The sequence below is a fragment of the Streptomyces sp. NPDC048523 genome, assembly GCF_043199815.1.
Taxonomy (GTDB): domain Bacteria; phylum Actinomycetota; class Actinomycetes; order Streptomycetales; family Streptomycetaceae; genus Streptomyces.
On record NZ_JBICWQ010000006.1, the window covers coordinates 162881 to 180566 of the forward strand.

Here is a 17686-nt window from a genome sequence, read left to right on the forward strand (position 1 = left end):
CTGGACTCCTTCAGTCAAACATAACTAAACACAAGTAACCATAACCGCGCAGTCGCGTCAACATCGGAATCAAACAAAGCGCATCAGTCGAGGTGTTCAATTGCTGACTATGCAAAACCCCACAAAAGGCGTAGAAACCGCATACCTCGCGGCCGAGCTGAGGCTCCCCACCAACTGGCTCGACTACACGATCCTCGGGATCTACTTCGTCGTGGTCCTCGGCATCGGCTTCGCGGCCCGCCGCTCGGTGAAGACGAGCCTGGACTTCTTCCTCTCCGGCCGCTCACTGCCTGCCTGGATCACGGGTCTCGCCTTCATCTCCGCCAACCTGGCCGCCACGGAGATCCTGGGGATGGCCGCCAACAGCGCGCAGTACGGCGCCTACACGGTCCACTGGTACTGGATCGGCGCCATCCCGGCCATGGTCTTCCTCGGCCTGGTGATGATGCCCTTCTACTACGGCAGCAAGGTGCGCTCGGTCCCCGAGATGCTCCTGCTGCGCTTCGACAAGTGGGCCCACCTGCTCAGCTCGGCCCTCTTCGCCTTCGCGGCCATCCTGATCGCGGGCGTGAACCTCTACGCCCTGGCGATCGTGGTCGAGGCCCTGCTGGGCTGGCCGCAGTGGGTGGCCATCGTCGTGGCCGGCGCCTTCGTGCTCGCCTACATCACCCTCGGCGGCCTGTCCTCCGCGATCTACAACGAGGTCCTCCAGTTCTTCGTGATCCTGGCGGCCCTGATCCCCCTGGTCGTCCTGGGCCTGAAGAAGGTCGGCGGCTGGGACGGCCTGACCGACAAGCTGACGGCGGAGCACGGCGCCGACTTCACGACGGCGTGGGGCGGTACGGGCATCGGCAGCGCGAACCCGCTGGGTGCGAACTGGCTGACGATCGTGCTGGGCCTCGGCTTCGTCCTGTCCTTCGGCTACTGGACGACGAACTTCGCCGAGGTCCAGCGGGCGCTGTCGGCGAAGAACCTGAGCGCGGCCCAGCGCACCCCCCTCATCGCGGCCTTCCCCAAGATCTTCATCGTGTTCCTGGTGATGATCCCGGGTCTGACGGCGGCGGCCCTGATCCCCGGCTTCGGCACCGCCGACTCGGGCTACCAGTACAACGACGCCATCCCCTACCTGATGGAACAGCTCCTGCCGAACGGCGTCCTGGGCATCGCGGTCACCGGTCTCCTGGCCGCCTTCATGGCGGGCATGGCCGCCAACGTCTCGTCCTTCAACACGGTGTTCACGAACGACATCTGGGGCCGCTATGTGGTGCGGGGCCGTGACGACACGTACTACGTCCGCTTCGGCCGCCTGATCACGGTGATCGGCGTCTGCGCGTCAGTGGGAACAGCGTTCCTCGCCTCGTCCTTCTCGAACATCATGAGCTACCTCCAGACGCTGTTCTCCTTCTTCAACGTGCCGATGTTCGTCGTCTTCATCGTCGGCATGTTCTGGAAGCGCGCGTCCGTGAAGTCCGGCTTCTGGGGCCTGCTGGCCGGCACGGTCGCGGCGATGGTGAACTACTTCTGGATCTACAAGCAGGGCATCATCGACATCCCCTCCGACCAGGGCGCCAACTTCGTCTCCGCGATCGTGGGCTTCGTGGCGGGCGCGGTGGTCATGGTCGCCGTCTCCCTGTTCACGGCCCCCAAGCCCGCCGAGGAACTCCAGGGCCTCGTCTACGGCACGACGTCCCCCGGCATGACCGAGCCCCCCGCCGTCGGTGACGACGCCTGGTACCGCAGGCCGGCCCTGCTGGGCTGGGGCGCGGTGGTGCTGGCGGCCGTCTGCTACATCCCGTTCTCGTTCTGATCCCGGCCGAATCGAGGAACCATGTCCGAACACGACGTCCAGCGGGAAGTCTCCGAACTCCAGGCCAAGTCGGCCACCGCGGCCCGCATCTTCGACCTGCGCCGCATCATCGGCGGCCTGTTCGTCCTCTACGGCATCATCGTCACGATCGCCGGCATCAACCCCTCCGACGCCACCCTCGACAAGGCAGAGGGCATCAACATCAACCTCTGGACCGGCCTCGGCATGCTGCTCCTGGGCATCTTCTTCCTGGTCTGGCTGAAGATGCGCCCAACGCCTCCTCCGGCGCCGGCGCCGAGTGAGGAACGGACCGAGTAGCGACAGCGCCCAGGGAGGTGCCGGGTCAGGTGGTCGGGCGACTGCGGGACGGTGGGGGCCGGTCGCGCAGTTCCCCGCGCCCCTGGGTGGGACTCGTGCTCCCGTGTACGGACACCCCCACCCCGGCACCTCCCGGACCGCAACGGGCCGCCGCAGGCATTCAGGGGCGCGGGGAACTGCGCACGACGCCCGCCCCCACCGCGCCCGCACCCGCACCCGCACCCACCCGTCAACCCGCCGGAGGCCCTCCCACCGGCCCCGCCCGGTCCAACAACCCCGTCCGCGCAGCCAAGGCCGCCGCCTCCAACCGAGACCCCACCCCCAGTTTCATCAGCACCCGCTGCACATGCGTGCGCGCAGTGGACGGCGCTATCCCCATCCCCGCCGCGATCAGCCGCGTGTCCTCCCCGTCGGCCACCCGCACCAGCACCTCCACCTCCCGAGGCGTCAGCATCTGCAGCAGCCGCTGCCCCTCGTCGTCCGGCTGGGCCGCGGGATTGAGCAGCTCGCTGAAGGCCCCCTGAAGCAACTGCGGGGCGACCGCCGCCTCCCCCGCGCGGGCCTTCATGATCGCCCGCTCGACCCCCTCGATCCGCTCGTCGTGCCGCACATAACCGCAGGCCCCCGCAGCAAAGGCGGCCGCGATCCCGCGCGGACTCGGCACCGGCCCCAGCACCAGCACCGCCACCTGCGGCCGCTCCGCCTTGATCTTCACGACCGGGTCGAACATCCCCGGTTCGGCCGGCGTGGCCGTCCCCAGCAGGCACACCTCGGGCGCCCGGCTGATCACCAGCTCCGCCGCCCCCGCGGCAGGCGCGGCCGCCGCGAGCACCCGGTGCCCGCGCAGTTTCAACGCCGAGGCCAGCGCCTCGGCGAGCAATCGGTGGTCGTCGACCACCATGAGCCGAACTCCCATCGAGCAACCCCCCAGTCCCCCCATGGATCCGCGTGAAGGCCCCACCGCCCTTCATGCCCCCGGAAGCTACACGCTAGTTCGACGTTGCGCTTCCCCTACCGGTGAGAAGTGTCCCGGAAGGACTGAATTCCTGGCTTTCCTGTCGTTCGAGGACGATGTGCCGCACCTTCACGTGCCGCACCTTCACGCGTCCTCGGCCAGCTCCAGCCACCGCATCTCCAGCTCTTCCCGCTCCCCGGCCAGATCGCGCAGCTCGGCGTCGAGGGAGGCCACCTTCGCGAAGTCGGTGGCGTTGTCGGCGATCCGGGCGTGCAGCTTGCTCTCCTTCTCGGAGATCTTGTCGAGCTGCCGCTCGATCTTCTGGAGCTCCTTCTTGGCGGTCCGCTGATCCGCGGAGCTCTTCTCGGCCACCGGCTTCACCACCACCGGCGCCGAAGCCGCGGCCGCCTCCTCCATCCGCTGCCGTCGCTCCAGGTACTCGTCGATGCCCCGGGGCAGCATCCGCAGGCTGGCGTCCCCGAGCAGCGCGAAGACCCGGTCGGTCGTGCGCTCGACGAAGAACCGGTCGTGGGAGATGACGATCATCGAGCCGGGCCAGCCGTCGAGGACGTCCTCCAGATGGGTCAGCGTCTCGATGTCCAGATCGTTCGTCGGCTCGTCCAGGAACAGCACGTTCGGCTCGTCCATCAGCAGCCGCAGCAGCTGCAGCCGCCGCCGCTCACCACCGGACAGGTCCCCGACCGGCGTCCACTGCTTCTCCTTGTTGAAGCCGAAGGTCTCGCACAGTTGCCCGGCGGTCATCTCGCGCCCCTTGCCGAGGTCGACGCGCTCCCGCACCTGCTGGACGGCCTCCAACACCCGCAGGGCGGGGTCGAGTTCGGCGACCTCCTGGGACAGGTAGGCGAGCTTGACGGTCCTGCCGACCACGACCCGCCCGGCCGCGGGCTGGGTCTCGCCCTCGGTCCACGCGGCCTCGGCCATCGCGCGCAGCAAGGACGTCTTCCCGGCCCCGTTGACCCCGACGAGACCGATCCGGTCCCCGGGGCCCAGCTGCCACGTCACATGCTTCAGCAGGACCTTGGGCCCGGCCTGGACGGTCACGTCCTCCAGCTCGAAGACGGTCTTGCCCAGCCGCGTCGACGCGAACTTCATCAGTTCGCTGCTGTCCCGCGGCGGCGGCACGTCGGCGATGAGCTCGTTGGCGGCCTCGACACGGAACCGCGGCTTGGACGTACGCGCGGGGGCGCCGCGCCTGAGCCAGGCCAGCTCCTTGCGGACGAGGTTCTGCCGCTTGGTCTCCTCGGTGGCGGCGATCCGCTCGCGCTCGGCACGCGCGAAGACGTAGTCGGAGTACCCGCCCTCGTACTCGAAGACGTCGCCCTTCTGCACGTCCCACATGCGGGTGCAGACCTGGTCGAGGAACCACCGGTCGTGGGTGACGCAGACGAGGGCCGAGCGCCGCTCGCGCAGGTGCTTCGCCAGCCAGGCGATGCCCTCGACGTCGAGGTGGTTGGTGGGCTCGTCGAGGACGATCAGGTCCTGTTCCTCGATGAGCAGCTTGGCGAGGGCGATACGGCGGCGCTCGCCACCGGAGAGCGGCGCGATGACGGTGTCGAGGCCCTGCGGGAAGCCGGGCAGGTCGAGTCCGCCGAACAGTCCGGTCAGCACGTCGCGGATCTTGGAGTTGCCGGCCCACTCGTGGTCGGCCATGTCCCGGATGACCTCGTGCCGGACGGTGGCGGCCGGGTCGAGGGAGTCGTGCTGGGTGAGGACCCCGAGGCGCAGTCCGCCGGAGTGCGTGACGCGTCCGGTGTCGGTGTCCTCCAGCTTGGCGAGCATGCGGATCAGGGTGGTCTTGCCGTCGCCGTTGCGGCCCACGACGCCGATGCGATCGCCCTCGGAGACGCCGAGCGAGACACCGTCCAGCAGGGCACGGGTGCCGTACACCTTGCTGACGTTCTCGACATTGACCAGATTGACGGCCATTTCTCTCCTGCCCAGGGGGATCGATCGACCCTCCAGGGTAGTCCGCCCGCTACGCCCCCATCACCGTCGCACCCGGCGCCGGCCCCGACGCGACCCGCACCGTCCGGCAGGTGCCGGAGGCGCGCAGGGCGTCCGCGATCCTCGCCGCCGCCTCGCTGTCGCGGGCGAGGAACGCCGTGGTCGGGCCCGATCCAGAGACGAGCCCGGCGAGGGCGCCCGCGGCGCTGCCGGCCGCGAGGGTGCCGGCGAGTTCCGGGAAGAGCGAGAGGGCCGCGGGCTGGAGGTCGTTGGAGACGGCGGCGGCGAGCGCGTCCGGGTCGCCCCCGGCCAGCGCGTCGAGCAGGTACTCGGAGGCCACGGGCTCGGGGATGTCGAGGCCCTCGGTGAGCCGGTCGAACTCCCGGAAGACGGCCGGGGTCGACAGCCCGCGCCCGGCCATGGCGAACACCCACGAGAAGGTGCCGCCGACGTCGAGCGTCCTGAGCTTCTCCCCGCGCCCGGTGCCGAGCGCGGCCCCGCCGACCAGGCTGAACGGCACGTCACTGCCCAACTCGGCGCAGATGTCGAGCAGTTCGCCGCGGGAAGCACCCGTACCCCACAGCGCGTCGCAGGCCAGCAGCGCGCCGGCGCCGTCCGCGCTGCCGCCCGCCATGCCGCCGGCGACGGGGATGTCCTTGGCGATGTGGAGGTGCACGGCGGGATCCAGACCGTGGCGCTTGGCGAGGGCGATTGCCGCGCGCGCCGCCAGGTTCGTACGGTCCAGGGGCACCTGGCCGGCGTCCGGACCCGAGCAGGTGACGCGGAGCTCCTCGGCCGGCGTCACGGTCACCTCGTCGTAGAGGCCGACCGCGAGGAAGACGTTGGCCAGGTCGTGGAAGCCGTCGGGGCGGGCGGCGCCGACGGCGAGCTGGACGTTGACCTTGGCGGGGACGCGGACGGTGACGCTCACTGCTGACTGGACTCCTTGTTCTCGGCAATCCGCGCGAACTCCTCGACGGTGAGCGACTCACCACGGGCCTGGGGCGAGACCCCGGCCGCCACGAGGGCGGTCTCGGCGGCCGCGGCCGAACCCGCCCACCCGGCGAGCGCGGCCCGCAGGGTCTTGCGGCGCTGGGCGAAGGCGGCGTCCACGACGGCGAACACCTCGCGCCTCGACGCGGTGGTCTTGATCGGCTCGGTCCTGCGGATGAGCGCGACGAGCCCGCTGTCGACGTTCGGCGCCGGCCAGAAGACGGTGCGCCCGATCGACCCGGCCCGCTTGACCTCGGCGTACCAGTTGGCCTTCACGGACGGGACGCCGTACACCTTCGAGCCGGGCGGCGCGGCGAGCCGGTCGGCGACCTCGGCCTGCACCATGACGAGGGTGCGCTCGATGCTCGGGAAGGTCTCGAGCATGTGCAGCAGCACGGGTACGGCGACGTTGTAGGGGAGGTTCGCGACGAGTGCGGTCGGCGCGGGGCCGGGGAGGTCGCTGACGTGCATGGCGTCGGAGTGCACCAGCGCGAACCGGTCCGCGCGGTCGGGCATGCGGGCCGCGATGGTGGCGGGCAGCGCGGAGGCGAGTACGTCGTCGATCTCGACGGCGGTGACACGGTCGGCCGCTTCCAGCAGCGCCAGGGTGAGCGAGCCGAGCCCGGGCCCCACCTCCACCACCACGTCGTCGGGGCGGACGCCCGCGGTCCGGACGATACGGCGGACCGTGTTCGCGTCGATCACGAAGTTCTGGCCGCGCTGCTTGGTGGGGCGGACCCCTAGGACGGCCGCGAGTTCACGGATGTCGGCGGGGCCGAGGAGGGCGTCTGGGGAGGGGCTGCTGCTCACGGCCCCAAGGGTACGGGGCGGGGGTGGTGCTTCACTCACCCGTGCAACCGGCCGCCGCAGTGCGGCCAGGGGCTCGCCCCGCGCCGTACGTACAACTTCTTCGCCCGCAACGTCTGCTCCGCGGCGGGGGCGTCCTGCGGTCGTCCCGAGCCGCCCAGCGCCTGCCAGGTCCTGGTGTCGAACTGGTAGAGGCCGCCGTAGGTCCCCGAGGGGTCCACCGCGTTCGGGCGGCCGCCGGACTCGCAGTGCGCCAGGCCCTGCCAGTTCAGGTGGTCCGCGCCCTGCACGGAGGTGGGCATCGGTTTCGTTCCGACTCTCACCACCTGGTCCCGTGGCTCGCGCACCACCTCGGTCCTGAGCCGCCGCGGCTTCTGCTTCACGCCGTTGACGGTGCGCAGGGAGTACGTGACCCGCCGGATCCCCGGCCGGCCCGCCTGTTCCACGATCTCGGTGCCCCTGAAGACGGTGGCGTCCTCGCTCCGCCGTACGCGGAAGGGGATCTGCTCCTCGCGCACTTCCCTCGTCGCGGTGATCCGCAGCACCGTGACGGTCTGCCCCTCGCGGGGAAAGCTCTCCGGCGCCACCGAGGTGGTGTCCATCCCGCTCAGGGTGACCCCGGCCTGCTCGACGGCCTCCGCCACGGTCGCCGCGTTCGTCCGGATCGTGCGCGCCCGGCCGTCGGCCATGATCGTCACGGACCGCTCGGTCCGCACGTCGAGCGCGAGCCCCTCCCGTCCGATCCGCTGGGAGCGCGAGGTGGACACATACGCGCCCTCCGCTCGCACCCCGAGCTGTTCGAGCGCTCCGTCCACGGTCCGTGCCGTGGTCCACACCTCACGCCGGTGTCCGTCGAGGGTGAGCCGCAGGGGACGCCCGTACCGGACCGCGATCTCGTCCCCGCTGGCGAGCGGTTCGCCGGGCGCGGGCGCGACCACGTCGTGCGCACCGACGGCGACGCCCTCCTCGGCGAGCAGTTCACTCACGTCGTCCGCGAAGGTGTGCAGGGTGCGCGGCTTGCCGTCCACGCTCAGCTCGATCGCCTTGTCCTTGGCGACGAAGGCCGTGGTGCCGCCCGCGAGGAACGCGACGACCAGCGCCTGCGGAAGCAGCCGGCGCATCGCGCTGTCCGGCCGCTCGGTGTACCGCGCCCGACGCCGGCGGGCCGCCCGCCGCCCCTGTGTCTGCTGCGGAAGCACCGGCTCCGGGGCCTCGTACGCGGGCCTGTACGTGTCCTCGTACGCCAGCGTCCGCGCCGCCTCCGGCGCCCCGTACACGCCGTACGCGAGGGTCTCCACGGTGTGCGGATCGGCGGGGGGCGCGTCGAAACCGCCGTACGGCAGGGGTTCGTACGGCTCGTACGCCTGATACGTCTCGTACTGCGAGTTGCTCACGCCGACACGCTCCAGGGGCCGAGGGGTCCAGAGGGGTCCGGATCGGGCCCACAGAACCTAGCGGAGCCACCGTCACTCTCCAAAGCGACTCGGCTACCCGGAGTTACGTTCGAGGGGGTCAGTACCCGAAGGCGCGTGCGGTGTTGGCGGCGAGTGCCGTGGCCAGCGCGTCCTCGTCGATGCCGCGCACGGCGGCCATGGCACGCACCGTGACCGGAATGAGATAGGGGACGTTGGGCCGTCCGCGGTACGGCGCCGGCGTCAGAAAGGGCGCGTCCGTCTCCACCAGCAACAGCTCCAGCGGGGCCACGGCCACCGCGTCCCGCAGATTCTGGGCGTTCTTGAAGGTGACGTTGCCGGCGAAGGACATGAAGTATCCGGCGGCGGCGCAGATCCGCGCCATCTCGGCGTCACCGGAGTAGCAGTGGAAGACGGTGCGCTCGGGGGCGCCCTCCTCCTTCAGCACGCGCAGGACGTCCGCGTGGGCGTCCCGGTCGTGGATGACGAGCGCCTTGCCGTGCCGCTTGGCCATCTCGATGTGGGCGCGGAAGGACGCCTCCTGCGCCTCCTTGCCCTCGGGCCCGGTGCGGAAGTGATCGAGGCCGGTCTCGCCGACGCCCTTGACCTGCGGGAGCCCGGCCAGGCGGTCGATCTCGGCGAGCGCCTCGTCGAGCGCCGCCGTGCCCCCCGCCTTGCGCGCCCCCTGCCGGGACCAGCCGTCGGGGTCGCCGTGGACGATCCGGGGCGCCTCGTTGGGGTGCAGGGCGACGGTGGCGTGGACGGCGTCGTACCGGTCCGCCGTCTCGGCCGCCCAGCGGGAGCCCCGTACGTCGCAGCCCACCTGGACGACCGTGGTCACCCCGACCGACGCGGCTTTGGCGAGCCCCTCCTCCACGGTCCCGTCCTGCATGTCCAGGTGGGTGTGGGAGTCGGCGACCGGGACCCGCAGGGGCGCCGGGAGCGGCGGGGCCGCGTTCTTCTCGCGGGGGCTGTTCGAAGGCATGCCCCGATCCTACGAAAGGGGCATGCCCACCCGGATGCCGGAGCGGTCAGCCCGCCTTGCGCTGGAAGACGTGCAGCAGGTCGGCCAGGTGCCAGTGGTGCTCCTGGGCGGACGCCTCGCCCCCGCCCGCCGGCGCCTGCACGGGCCCGGCGGCGGGCGCGGGCTGCCCGCGGTGCGCCGCGTCACGGGCGGAGGCGACCCGGCCGGGCCGCATGATCCGTACGACGTGGTGGTCGCAGTTCTCGCACGAGGGCCTGGAGAGCGGCGAGGGCACGACCCGTCCGTCGACCCAGTACTGCACGAACTCGCGACCGTCGCCGTCGACGTGGTGCTCTATCTCGTACGACTGCTCCCACCCGTGCCCGCAGCGCATGCAGGCGAAGGAGTAGGACTCGTTGACGACTGCCGTCGCACCGGGGTGCCCTGCGATCTCGCTCATTCCAGCTCCTGTGTGTCCGCTGGTTCGAAGGACGGGTACGTCCCTCACCCCAGTGGACGCCTCCCGGGGCACGAAGGCGACAGCCCTGCCGACTGTTGGAGCCGATTTGGGCGTTGCTTGCCAAACCGCCCCGCCAGGGGGCCCGGAGCTTTGCATTCCGAGACACCGCTTTGCGAGCACATGGGGCGCACGCTCAGAAGTCATGCGCCCTGCTCAGAGGGGGTGTGACCCACCTCATGCGGCGGGTCAGGGAGTGGCGTTCTTCGCCGCGACGACCGCGTCGAAAACGACCCTCTTGGGGACCTGGGCCTCGACGGCCACCGCGGCGATGGCCTCCTTGCGCCGCTCCCCCGCCTCCTCGCGCACCCGCACCCTGCGCACCAGTTCCACGTCGTCGATCTCCCCGGCCCCCTTCTCGGGCGCCCCCTCGACGACGACGGTGATCTCCCCGCGGACCCCGTCCGCGGCCCACTCGGCGAGCGCGCCCAGCGCCCCCCGCTTGACCTCCTCGTACGTCTTCGTCAGCTCCCGGCACACCGCCGCCCGCCGCTCCGCCCCGAACACCTCGGCCATGGCCGCCAGGGTGTCGTCGAGCCGGTGCGGAGCCTCGAAGTACACCAGGGTGCGCCGCTCGTCGGCGACCTCCCGCAGCCGCGACAGCCGCTCCCCGCCCTTGCGCGGCAGGAACCCCTCGAAGCAGAACCGGTCCACGGGCAGCCCGGACAGCGCGAGCGCGGTGAGCACCGCGGACGGTCCCGGTACGGCGGTGACCCGGATGTCCTTCTCCACGGCCGCGGCCACCAGCCGGTACCCGGGGTCGGACACCGAGGGCATCCCGGCGTCGGTGACGAGCAGCACGCGCGCACCGCCGAGGAGTTCCTCGACGAGTTCGGGCGTACGGGCGGCCTCGTTGCCCTCGAAGTAGGACACGATCCGCCCCTTGGGCGTCACGCCGAGCCCCTGGGTCAGCCGCCGCAGCCGCCGGGTGTCCTCGGCCGCGACCACGTCGGCCCCGGCCAGTTCCTCCGCGAGCCGGGGAGGAGCGTCCGCGATGTCGCCGATGGGGGTGCCCGCCAAGACAAGGGTTCCAGTCACGTCCCCATCCTCCCAGGGACGCCCCGAAGGGGACGCATCCGCCCATGCACGGGACTCACACAGCGCCGTTCCTTACGATGGCGCGGTGACCAGTACCGCGTCCTCCACGGACACCCGGCAGGACCAGGCCCCCCAGGACCGGCGGCCGTCATGGCAGCAGAGGCTGCGCCGTTTCGGCTACACGGCCGAGACGGGCAGCGATGTGCGTGAGCGCCTGGTGCCGCCCTTCGTCGCGCCGAGCCCGCGGATGTGGCAGGTCCTGGGCGTGCCCGGGGCGCTCGCCGAGCGGGTCACGCGCTGGTCGGGCTGGCTGGGTCCGCTGCTGGTGACGCTGGTGGCGGGGCTGATGCGGTTCTGGAACCTGGGCAGCCCGAAGAAGGTGATATTCGACGAGACGTACTACGCCAAGGACGCGTGGGCGCTCGTCCACCGCGGCTTCGAGCTCAGCTGGGGCAAGAACGTCGACAGCCAGATCCTGTCCTCGAACGGGCACGTCGCGCTGCCGACCGACGCCGCCTATGTCGTGCATCCGCCGGTCGGCAAGTACGTCATCGGACTCGGCGAGCTGATGTTCGGGTTCGACCCGTTCGGCTGGCGGTTCATGACGGCGCTGCTGGGGACGCTGTCGGTGCTGATCGTGTGCCGGGTGGGCCGCCGCCTCTTCCGCTCCACGTTCCTGGGCTGCCTGGCGGGCGCGCTGATGACCGTGGACGGCCTGGCCTTCGTGATGGCGCGGACCGCGCTGCTCGACGGTGTGCTGATGTTCTTCGTGCTCGCCGCGTTCGCCTGCCTGGTCATCGACCGCGACCGGGCACGGGAGAAACTCGCGGCCGCGCTGCCGGTCGACTCCTACGGCCTCGTGCGCCCCGACGCGCACATCGCGGACACCCTGCGCCTGGGGTGGCGCCCCTACCGCTGGCTGGCGGGCCTGCTCCTCGGTCTGGCCATCGGCACCAAATGGAACGGCGTGTTCTTCCTCATCGCCTTCGGCATCATGACGGTCCTGTGGGACGTCGGCTCCCGCAAGGTCGCGGGCGCCCGTGAGCCTTATGTGGCGGTCCTCAAGTACGACCTCGGCATCGCGTTCCTGGCCATGGTGCCGGTCGCGGTCGTCACCTACATCACCTCGTGGATCGGCTGGATCCTCTCCCCCGCCGACGGCACCGGCGGCTACTACCGCAACTGGGCCGCGAACGACGGCAAGGGCGGCAGCTGGACCTTCCTGCCCGACTGGTGGCGCAGCCTGGTCCACTACGAGCACGAGGTCTACAACTTCAACGTCCACCTGTCCTCGCCGCACACGTACATGTCCAACCCGTGGAGCTGGATCGTCGACGGCCGCCCGGTCTCGTACTTCTACGAGTCCCCCGCGCCCGGCACCGACGGCTGCCCGGTGAACGCGGGCGAGAAGTGCGCGCGTGAGGTCCTCGCGATCGGCACACCGCTGCTGTGGTGGGCCGCCTGCTTCGCGGTCCTGTACGTCCTGTGGCGCTGGTTCTTCCGCCGCGACTGGCGGGCCGGCGCCATCGCCTGCGGGATCGCGGCCGGGTACCTCCCCTGGTTCAACTACCAGGAACGCACGATCTTCTTCTTCTACACGATCGTCTTCCTGCCGTTCCTCTGCCTGGCCGTGGCCATGCTCGTCGGCGCCCTCCTCGGCCCGCCACGCGCCACCGAGACCCGCCGGGTGGCAGGCGCCACGGCGGCCGGAGTCCTGGTCCTGCTGATCACCTGGAACTTCATCTACTTCTGGCCCCTGTACACCGGCACGAGCATTCCGATCGACGACTGGCGGTCGCGGATGTGGCTGGATACCTGGGTATAGCGGGCTGATATTCACGTATGTGATTGAGCACTTGCTCCGGCGAATCAGGAAACTCTTACCCCGCGTGTCACACCTCCCGCTTAGAGTTCCCACAACAACGGGGAAATCGGGGAGGGGGCCACACCATGGCCAAGGGGGTGAAGGTCGCTGTCGTCAGCACGGTGTTCGCCGTGATGGTCGGCGGGGCCGGGTACGGGGCGTACAACTTCGTGTCGGCGTTGAGCGACGACGGGAGCGGCGGGGTCGGGGAGACCAAGCGGAGCGGGCCCCCCACCGCCGACGAGGTCAAGGAGACCTCCAAGGACTTCTTCGCCGCCTGGGAGAAGGGTGACGCGGCGAGCGCGGCCGCGCTGACGAACAACGGCACGGCGGCCGAGGTACTGCTGACGGCCTACGGGGCGGACGCGCACATCGGCCGGGTGCACATCACGCCCGGCACGGCGACCGGCGCGACCGTGCCGTACAGCGTGAAGGCGACGGTGTCGTACGACGGCAAGTCGAAGCCGCTGGCGTACACGAGCAAGCTGACCGTCGTGCGCGGGGTGACCACCGGCAAGGCGCTCGTCGACTGGCAGCCCGCCCTGGTGTACCCGAAGCTCCAGCGGGACGACCGGCTCGTCACCGGCAAGTCCGCGAACCCGTCCATCGAGGCGGTGGCCCGGGACGGCAAGGTGCTGACCAAGGAGAAGTACCCCTCGCTCGGCCCGGTCCTGGACGCCCTGCGCGAGAGGTACGGCAGCGAGGCCGGCGGCACCCCCGGCATCGAGCTGGTCATCAAGCACCCGGACCAGAGCCCCGACACCTCGCTGCTGACCCTCGCCGAGGGCAGGGCGGGGAAGTTGCAGACCACCATCAGCGCGAGCGCGCAGGCGGCCGCCGAGAAGGCGGTGAAGCTGTACGGCCAGTCGTCGGTCGTCGCCGTCAAGCCCAGCACCGGCGAGGTGCTGGCCGTGGCCAACAACCGTACGGACGGCTTCAACGCGGCCTTCGAGGGCACCAAGGCCCCCGGCTCCACCATGAAGATCATCACCGCCGCGATGCTCATCGACAACGGCGTGACCTCGATGAACGGCCCGGCGCCCTGTCCGCCGGACGCCGTGTGGCAGGGGCAGACCTTCAAGAACCTCACCGGCATGCAGCCCAACGAGAGCGCCTCGCTGGCCAACAGCTTCATGCGGTCCTGCAACACCGCCTTCATCAAGCTGATCGACGAGAAGCCGCTGACCGACGAGTCGCTGACGCTGGAGGCCCAGAACCGGTTCGGGATCGGCGAGGACTGGAAGACCGGCATCGTCTCCTTCGACGGGAAGGTGCCCGCGGTCAGCGGTCCGGACCGCGCGGCGAACGCGATAGGCCAGGGCCAGGTCCAGATGAACCCGCTGAACATGGCCTCGGTGACGGCCACCGCGATCACCGGCGCCTTCCGCCAGCCCTACCTGGTCTCGCCGAAGCTCGACAGCCGCGAACTGGCCACCGCCAAGGGGCTGCCGTACAACACCGCCTCCCAGCTGAAGCAGATGATGCGGCTCACCGCGACCCAGGGCACGGCGGCCAGGGCGATGGCGGGGCTCGGCGGGGACATCGGCGCGAAGACCGGTTCCGCGGAGGTCGACGGACAGCAGGTGTCCAACAGCTGGTTCACCGGCTTCCGCAACGACATGGCCGCGGCGGCCATGACGGAGGAGGGCGGCCACGGCGGCGACGCGGCCGGCCCGATTGTCGCAGCTGTGCTACGAGCCGCCGGCTGACGTCACCCGCGCAGGACAGGGACTCTAGGCTGTGGCAGTCGTTGAGGTGCATGAGGGCAACGGGGACCCTGAGAAGCGCGGAGGAAGCGTAAGTCGTGGGTAACAGAAGGCGCGTCGCCGAGCGACGGAAGACCAGGCCCGCCGTGGTCGGCGGGCTGATCGCCGTGGTCGTCGCCGGCGCCGGCCTCGGCGGCTACGCGCTGTACGGCGCCGGGGCCGCGGCCGACGACCGGACGCAGAACACGTCCGTGTCCGCCGCGGACCACAAGCCGAAGGTCAAGACCGGCCCGCTGTCGGCGACCGAGGTCACCACCACCGCAACCACCTTCCTCACCTCCTGGCAGCAGGGCAGGGTGAGCGCGGCGGCCGCCGCGACGAGCGACACCAAGGCCGCCACCGCCCTGCTCACCGGCTACGCCAAGGACGCCCACATCACCGGTGTCACCCTCACCCCGGGCACCCGCGCCGGCGACAAGGTGCCCTTCTCCGTCAAGGCGACGGTGACGTACAAGGGCACCAGCAAGCCGCTGACGTACGACAGTGCACTGACCGTCGTCCGCGACACCGCCACCGGGAAGCCGCGGGTCGGCTGGACCGCCTCGGTCGTGCACCCCGACCTGAAGGACGGGGACACCCTGGTCACCGGGGAGTCCGGGACCCCGCCGATCAAGGCGGTCGACCGGGACGGCGGCGAGATCACCGAGGCGAAGTACCCGTCCCTCGGCACGGTCCTGGACGGCCTGCGCGAGAAGTACGGCAAGAAGGCCGGCGGCAAGGCCGGCATCGAGCTGCGGGTGGTCCGCGGGAAGGACTCCAAGTCCTCCGACAAGACGCTGGTGGAGCTCAGCAAGGGCACCCCGGGCACCGTGAAGACCACCCTGAACCCGACGCTCCAGGCGGCGGCCGAGGCGCAGGTCGCCAAGCAGGCGCGGTCCTCCGTCGTGGTCCTGCGCCCCTCGACCGGCGAGATCCTCGCGGTGGCGAACGCGAGCCACGGCTTCGACACCGCCCTCCAGGGCTCCCTCGCCCCGGGTTCCACGATGAAGGTCATCACCTCCTCGCTGCTGATCGAGAAGGACCTCGCCTCGCCGGACAAGGCGCACCCGTGCCCGAAGTACTTCACGTACGGCGGCTGGAAGTTCCAGAACGACGACAAGTTCGAGATCAAGGGCGGCACCTTCAAGGCGAGCTTCGCCCGCTCCTGCAACACCGCCTTCATCAGCCAGGCGGGCAAGCTGGACAACGACAGCCTGACCAAGCAGGCCCAACAGGTCTTCGGCCTGTCGATGAACAACTGGGCGATCGGCGTCCCGTCCTTCGACGGCTCGGTGCCGGTGCAGAGCGCGGCCCAGAAGGCGGCCTCGCTCATCGGCCAGGGCGGGGTGCGGATGAACCCGCTGAACATGGCGTCGGTCTCCGCCACCGTGGAGTCGGGCACCTTCAAGCAGCCCTACCTGGTCTCCCCCTCGGTCGACGGCCGCACGCTGGCCACCGCCTCGCGCACGATGTCGGCGGGCACGCTCTCGCAGCTGCGTGAGCTGATGGCGTACACGGCGGGCTACGGCACGGCGGCCGAGGCGATGTCCGGGGTGTACGGCAACGTCGGCGCGAAGACCGGCTCCGCGGAGGTCGACGGCCAGAAGAAGCCGAACGGCTGGTTCACCGCGTACCGGGGCGACCTCGCGGCGGCGGGCGTGGTCCAGGCGGGCGGCCACGGCGGCGACACGGCGGGCCCGATCGTGGCGACCCTGCTGAAGATGGGCGGCTGAGCCCGCACGGCTAACCCCGTACGGGTGCCGTGGCCGTGTACGTCCGTCGCAGGAACCTGAGCAGGGCCTTCTGCTCGAACTGCACCACCGACACGCCCTGCGGCGAGTGGAACTCCACCACGGCCTGCACCCGTCCGCACGGCCACACCCGCACCTCGCCGGTGCCGACCGGAGCCCTGAGTCCCTGCTCCAGCAGGGCTCGCGAGAAGGTCCACTCGTGGGTGCCCGGCAGACCGATCCGTACCGAGCGCGGGTCGGTCTCCGGGTCGTAGCGCAGGACCACCGGGACTGCCTCGTCCTCGGCGATGTCCGCGTCCGAAACGATGTGGGCTCGCGCGTACTGTTCGACTACGGACATCGTGACGGCCCTCTCACGCTGCGTGACCTGTGCGGAAGCTGTGCGTCCACCCCCCTCCCAGAGTCGCACATTTCCCGTGTTCCGCCCCCTGGGCCGAAAGCCCGTGAGTTGCTGTTCGCGACAAGGCCCTCTTGCAAAGAGTTCGCAACAAGCCACTATCATCGAACGGTGCATGTGCCTGACGGATTCATAGACGCCCCCATCTCGGCAGCGACCGGAGTCGTCGCCGCGGCCGCCGTCGCGGTGAGCCTGCGCGGCGCCCGCCGTGAACTGGACGAACGCACCGCGCCCCTGGCCGGCCTCGTCGCGGCGTTCATCTTCGCCGTGCAGATGCTGAACTTCCCGGTCGCCGCGGGGACCAGCGGACACCTCCTCGGCGGAGCCCTCGCCGCGATCCTCGTGGGCCCCTACACCGGGGTCCTCTGCGTCTCGGTCGTCCTGCTCATGCAGGGCATCCTCTTCGCGGACGGCGGCCTGACCGCGCTCGGCGTGAACATCACCGACATGGCCGTCGTCACCACGGTCGTGGCGTACGCCGTCTTCCGCGGGCTGGTGAAGGTGCTCCCGCGCCGGCGCGGTTCGATCACCGCGGCCTCCTTCGTGGCCGCCGTGCTCTCGGTGCCCGCCGCCGCCGTCGCCTTCACCCTGATCTACGCCGTCGGCGGCACCACCGACGTCTCCATCGGCAAGGTCGCCACCGCGATGATCGGCGTCCACGTCCTGATCGGCATCGGCGAGGCGGCCATCACCGCGCTGACCGTCGGTGCCGTCGTCGCCGTACGCCCCGACCTGGTGTACGGCGCCCGCGGCCTCCAGCAGAAGCTGAAGCTGCGGGTCGACGGTGAGCTGGTCGACGTACCGGACACCGCGCCTGTCGCCGCCGCCCGTTCGCACCGCAAGGTGTGGATCACCGGTCTGGTCACCTCCCTGGTGCTCGCCGGGTTCGTCAGCTTCTACGCCTCCGCCAGCCCCGACGGCCTGGAGAAGGTCGCCGCCGACAAGGGCATCGACGCGAAGACCGAGAAGCACGCCACCTCGGACTCCCCGCTCGCCGACTACGGCGTGAAGGACGTCGAGGATGCCCGCCTGTCCGGGGGGCTGGCGGGCGTGATCGGCGTCGGTGTGACCGTCGTCGCGGGCAGCACGGTGTTCTGGGCGGTCCGCAGGCGCCGTACGGCCGACACCAGCCCCGTCGGGACGGGCGTCTGAC

The 17686-nt window shown here is 70.6% G+C and carries 15 protein-coding genes; 6 read left to right on the top strand and 9 right to left on the bottom strand.

Features of this window, described 5'->3' with window-relative positions; translation table 11 throughout:
* Positions 1-109: 109 nt before the first annotated feature.
* Both ACGFWE_RS30005 and ACGFWE_RS30010 read left to right on the top strand, forming a co-directional pair.
* Positions 110-1807: a sodium:solute symporter family protein gene (locus ACGFWE_RS30005; RefSeq protein WP_352388886.1), complete on the top strand. Its 1698-nt coding sequence runs from the start codon at positions 110-112 to the stop codon at positions 1805-1807.
* A gap of 21 nt (positions 1808-1828) precedes the next feature.
* Positions 1829-2125, top strand: coding sequence for a hypothetical protein (locus ACGFWE_RS30010; protein ID WP_352388341.1), 297 nt, complete (start codon positions 1829-1831; stop codon positions 2123-2125).
* Positions 2126-2354: 229 nt separating this feature from the next.
* Here ACGFWE_RS30010 and ACGFWE_RS30015 read toward each other — a convergent pair whose 3' ends face one another.
* The 8 genes from ACGFWE_RS30015 to rsmI form a co-directional block, all read right to left on the bottom strand.
* Entirely contained in the window at positions 2355-3041 is a 687-nt protein-coding gene (locus ACGFWE_RS30015; protein ID WP_352388343.1) for a LuxR C-terminal-related transcriptional regulator, read from the bottom strand.
* A 183-nt stretch (positions 3042-3224) separates the two neighbouring features.
* Positions 3225-5027, bottom strand: coding sequence for an ABC-F family ATP-binding cassette domain-containing protein (locus tag ACGFWE_RS30020; RefSeq protein WP_393602950.1), 1803 nt, complete (start codon positions 5025-5027; stop codon positions 3225-3227).
* A 49-nt stretch (positions 5028-5076) separates the two neighbouring features.
* Complete coding sequence (locus ACGFWE_RS30025; protein WP_393602952.1) at positions 5077-5976, bottom strand: 4-(cytidine 5'-diphospho)-2-C-methyl-D-erythritol kinase; 900 nt, start codon at positions 5974-5976, stop codon at positions 5077-5079.
* Positions 5973-6848, bottom strand: coding sequence for a 16S rRNA (adenine(1518)-N(6)/adenine(1519)-N(6))-dimethyltransferase RsmA (rsmA, locus tag ACGFWE_RS30030; protein WP_393602954.1), 876 nt, complete (start codon positions 6846-6848; stop codon positions 5973-5975). Before rsmA ends, ACGFWE_RS30025 begins: the two co-directional genes overlap by 4 nt.
* A gap of 35 nt (positions 6849-6883) precedes the next feature.
* Positions 6884-8239 (bottom strand): ubiquitin-like domain-containing protein, encoded by a 1356-nt coding sequence (locus tag ACGFWE_RS30035; RefSeq protein ID WP_393602956.1) that lies wholly within the window; start codon positions 8237-8239, stop codon positions 6884-6886.
* Positions 8240-8357: 118 nt separating this feature from the next.
* Entirely contained in the window at positions 8358-9242 is an 885-nt protein-coding gene (locus ACGFWE_RS30040) for a TatD family hydrolase (protein ID WP_393602958.1), read from the bottom strand.
* Between the two features lie 46 nt (positions 9243-9288).
* Positions 9289-9681, bottom strand: a complete 393-nt coding sequence (locus ACGFWE_RS30045) for a hypothetical protein (protein WP_393602960.1) — start codon at positions 9679-9681, stop codon at positions 9289-9291.
* A 246-nt stretch (positions 9682-9927) separates the two neighbouring features.
* On the bottom strand, positions 9928-10776 hold the full coding sequence (gene rsmI, locus ACGFWE_RS30050; RefSeq protein WP_352388357.1) for a 16S rRNA (cytidine(1402)-2'-O)-methyltransferase: 849 nt from the start codon (positions 10774-10776) through the stop codon (positions 9928-9930).
* A gap of 85 nt (positions 10777-10861) precedes the next feature.
* Here rsmI and ACGFWE_RS30055 point away from each other — a divergent pair, with 85 nt between their 5' ends.
* From ACGFWE_RS30055 to ACGFWE_RS30065, 3 genes are all read left to right on the top strand, one after another.
* Positions 10862-12601, top strand: coding sequence for a dolichyl-phosphate-mannose--protein mannosyltransferase (locus ACGFWE_RS30055; RefSeq protein WP_393602962.1), 1740 nt, complete (start codon positions 10862-10864; stop codon positions 12599-12601).
* 125 nt (positions 12602-12726) lie between these two features.
* On the top strand, positions 12727-14349 hold the full coding sequence (locus ACGFWE_RS30060; RefSeq protein ID WP_352388361.1) for a penicillin-binding transpeptidase domain-containing protein: 1623 nt from the start codon (positions 12727-12729) through the stop codon (positions 14347-14349).
* Between the two features lie 95 nt (positions 14350-14444).
* Positions 14445-16118: a penicillin-binding transpeptidase domain-containing protein gene (locus tag ACGFWE_RS30065; RefSeq protein ID WP_352388363.1), complete on the top strand. Its 1674-nt coding sequence runs from the start codon at positions 14445-14447 to the stop codon at positions 16116-16118.
* Positions 16119-16128: 10 nt separating this feature from the next.
* Here ACGFWE_RS30065 and ACGFWE_RS30070 read toward each other — a convergent pair whose 3' ends face one another.
* Complete coding sequence (locus ACGFWE_RS30070) at positions 16129-16476, bottom strand: SsgA family sporulation/cell division regulator (RefSeq protein WP_352388365.1); 348 nt, start codon at positions 16474-16476, stop codon at positions 16129-16131.
* Between the two features lie 168 nt (positions 16477-16644).
* Here ACGFWE_RS30070 and ACGFWE_RS30075 point away from each other — a divergent pair, with 168 nt between their 5' ends.
* The gene (locus ACGFWE_RS30075; RefSeq protein ID WP_352388367.1) at positions 16645-17685 is read left to right on the top strand and encodes an energy-coupling factor ABC transporter permease; all 1041 of its coding nucleotides are present in this window, start codon (positions 16645-16647) and stop codon (positions 17683-17685) included.
* Position 17686 lies beyond the last annotated feature (1 nt).

Coding starts and splice junctions, on each gene's coding strand:
- ACGFWE_RS30010 (WP_352388341.1), top strand. CDS start 1,829: ATGTCCGAACACGACGTCCAGCGGGAAGTCTCCGAACTCCAGGCCAAG.
- ACGFWE_RS30015 (WP_352388343.1), bottom strand. CDS start 3,041: ATGGGAGTTCGGCTCATGGTGGTCGACGACCACCGATTGCTCGCCGAG.
- ACGFWE_RS30045 (WP_393602960.1), bottom strand. CDS start 9,681: ATGAGCGAGATCGCAGGGCACCCCGGTGCGACGGCAGTCGTCAACGAG.
- ACGFWE_RS30040 (WP_393602958.1), bottom strand. CDS start 9,242: ATGCCTTCGAACAGCCCCCGCGAGAAGAACGCGGCCCCGCCGCTCCCG.
- ACGFWE_RS30070 (WP_352388365.1), bottom strand. CDS start 16,476: ATGTCCGTAGTCGAACAGTACGCGCGAGCCCACATCGTTTCGGACGCG.
- ACGFWE_RS30005 (WP_352388886.1), top strand. CDS start 110: ATGCAAAACCCCACAAAAGGCGTAGAAACCGCATACCTCGCGGCCGAG.
- ACGFWE_RS30060 (WP_352388361.1), top strand. CDS start 12,727: ATGGCCAAGGGGGTGAAGGTCGCTGTCGTCAGCACGGTGTTCGCCGTG.
- ACGFWE_RS30020 (WP_393602950.1), bottom strand. CDS start 5,027: ATGGCCGTCAATCTGGTCAATGTCGAGAACGTCAGCAAGGTGTACGGC.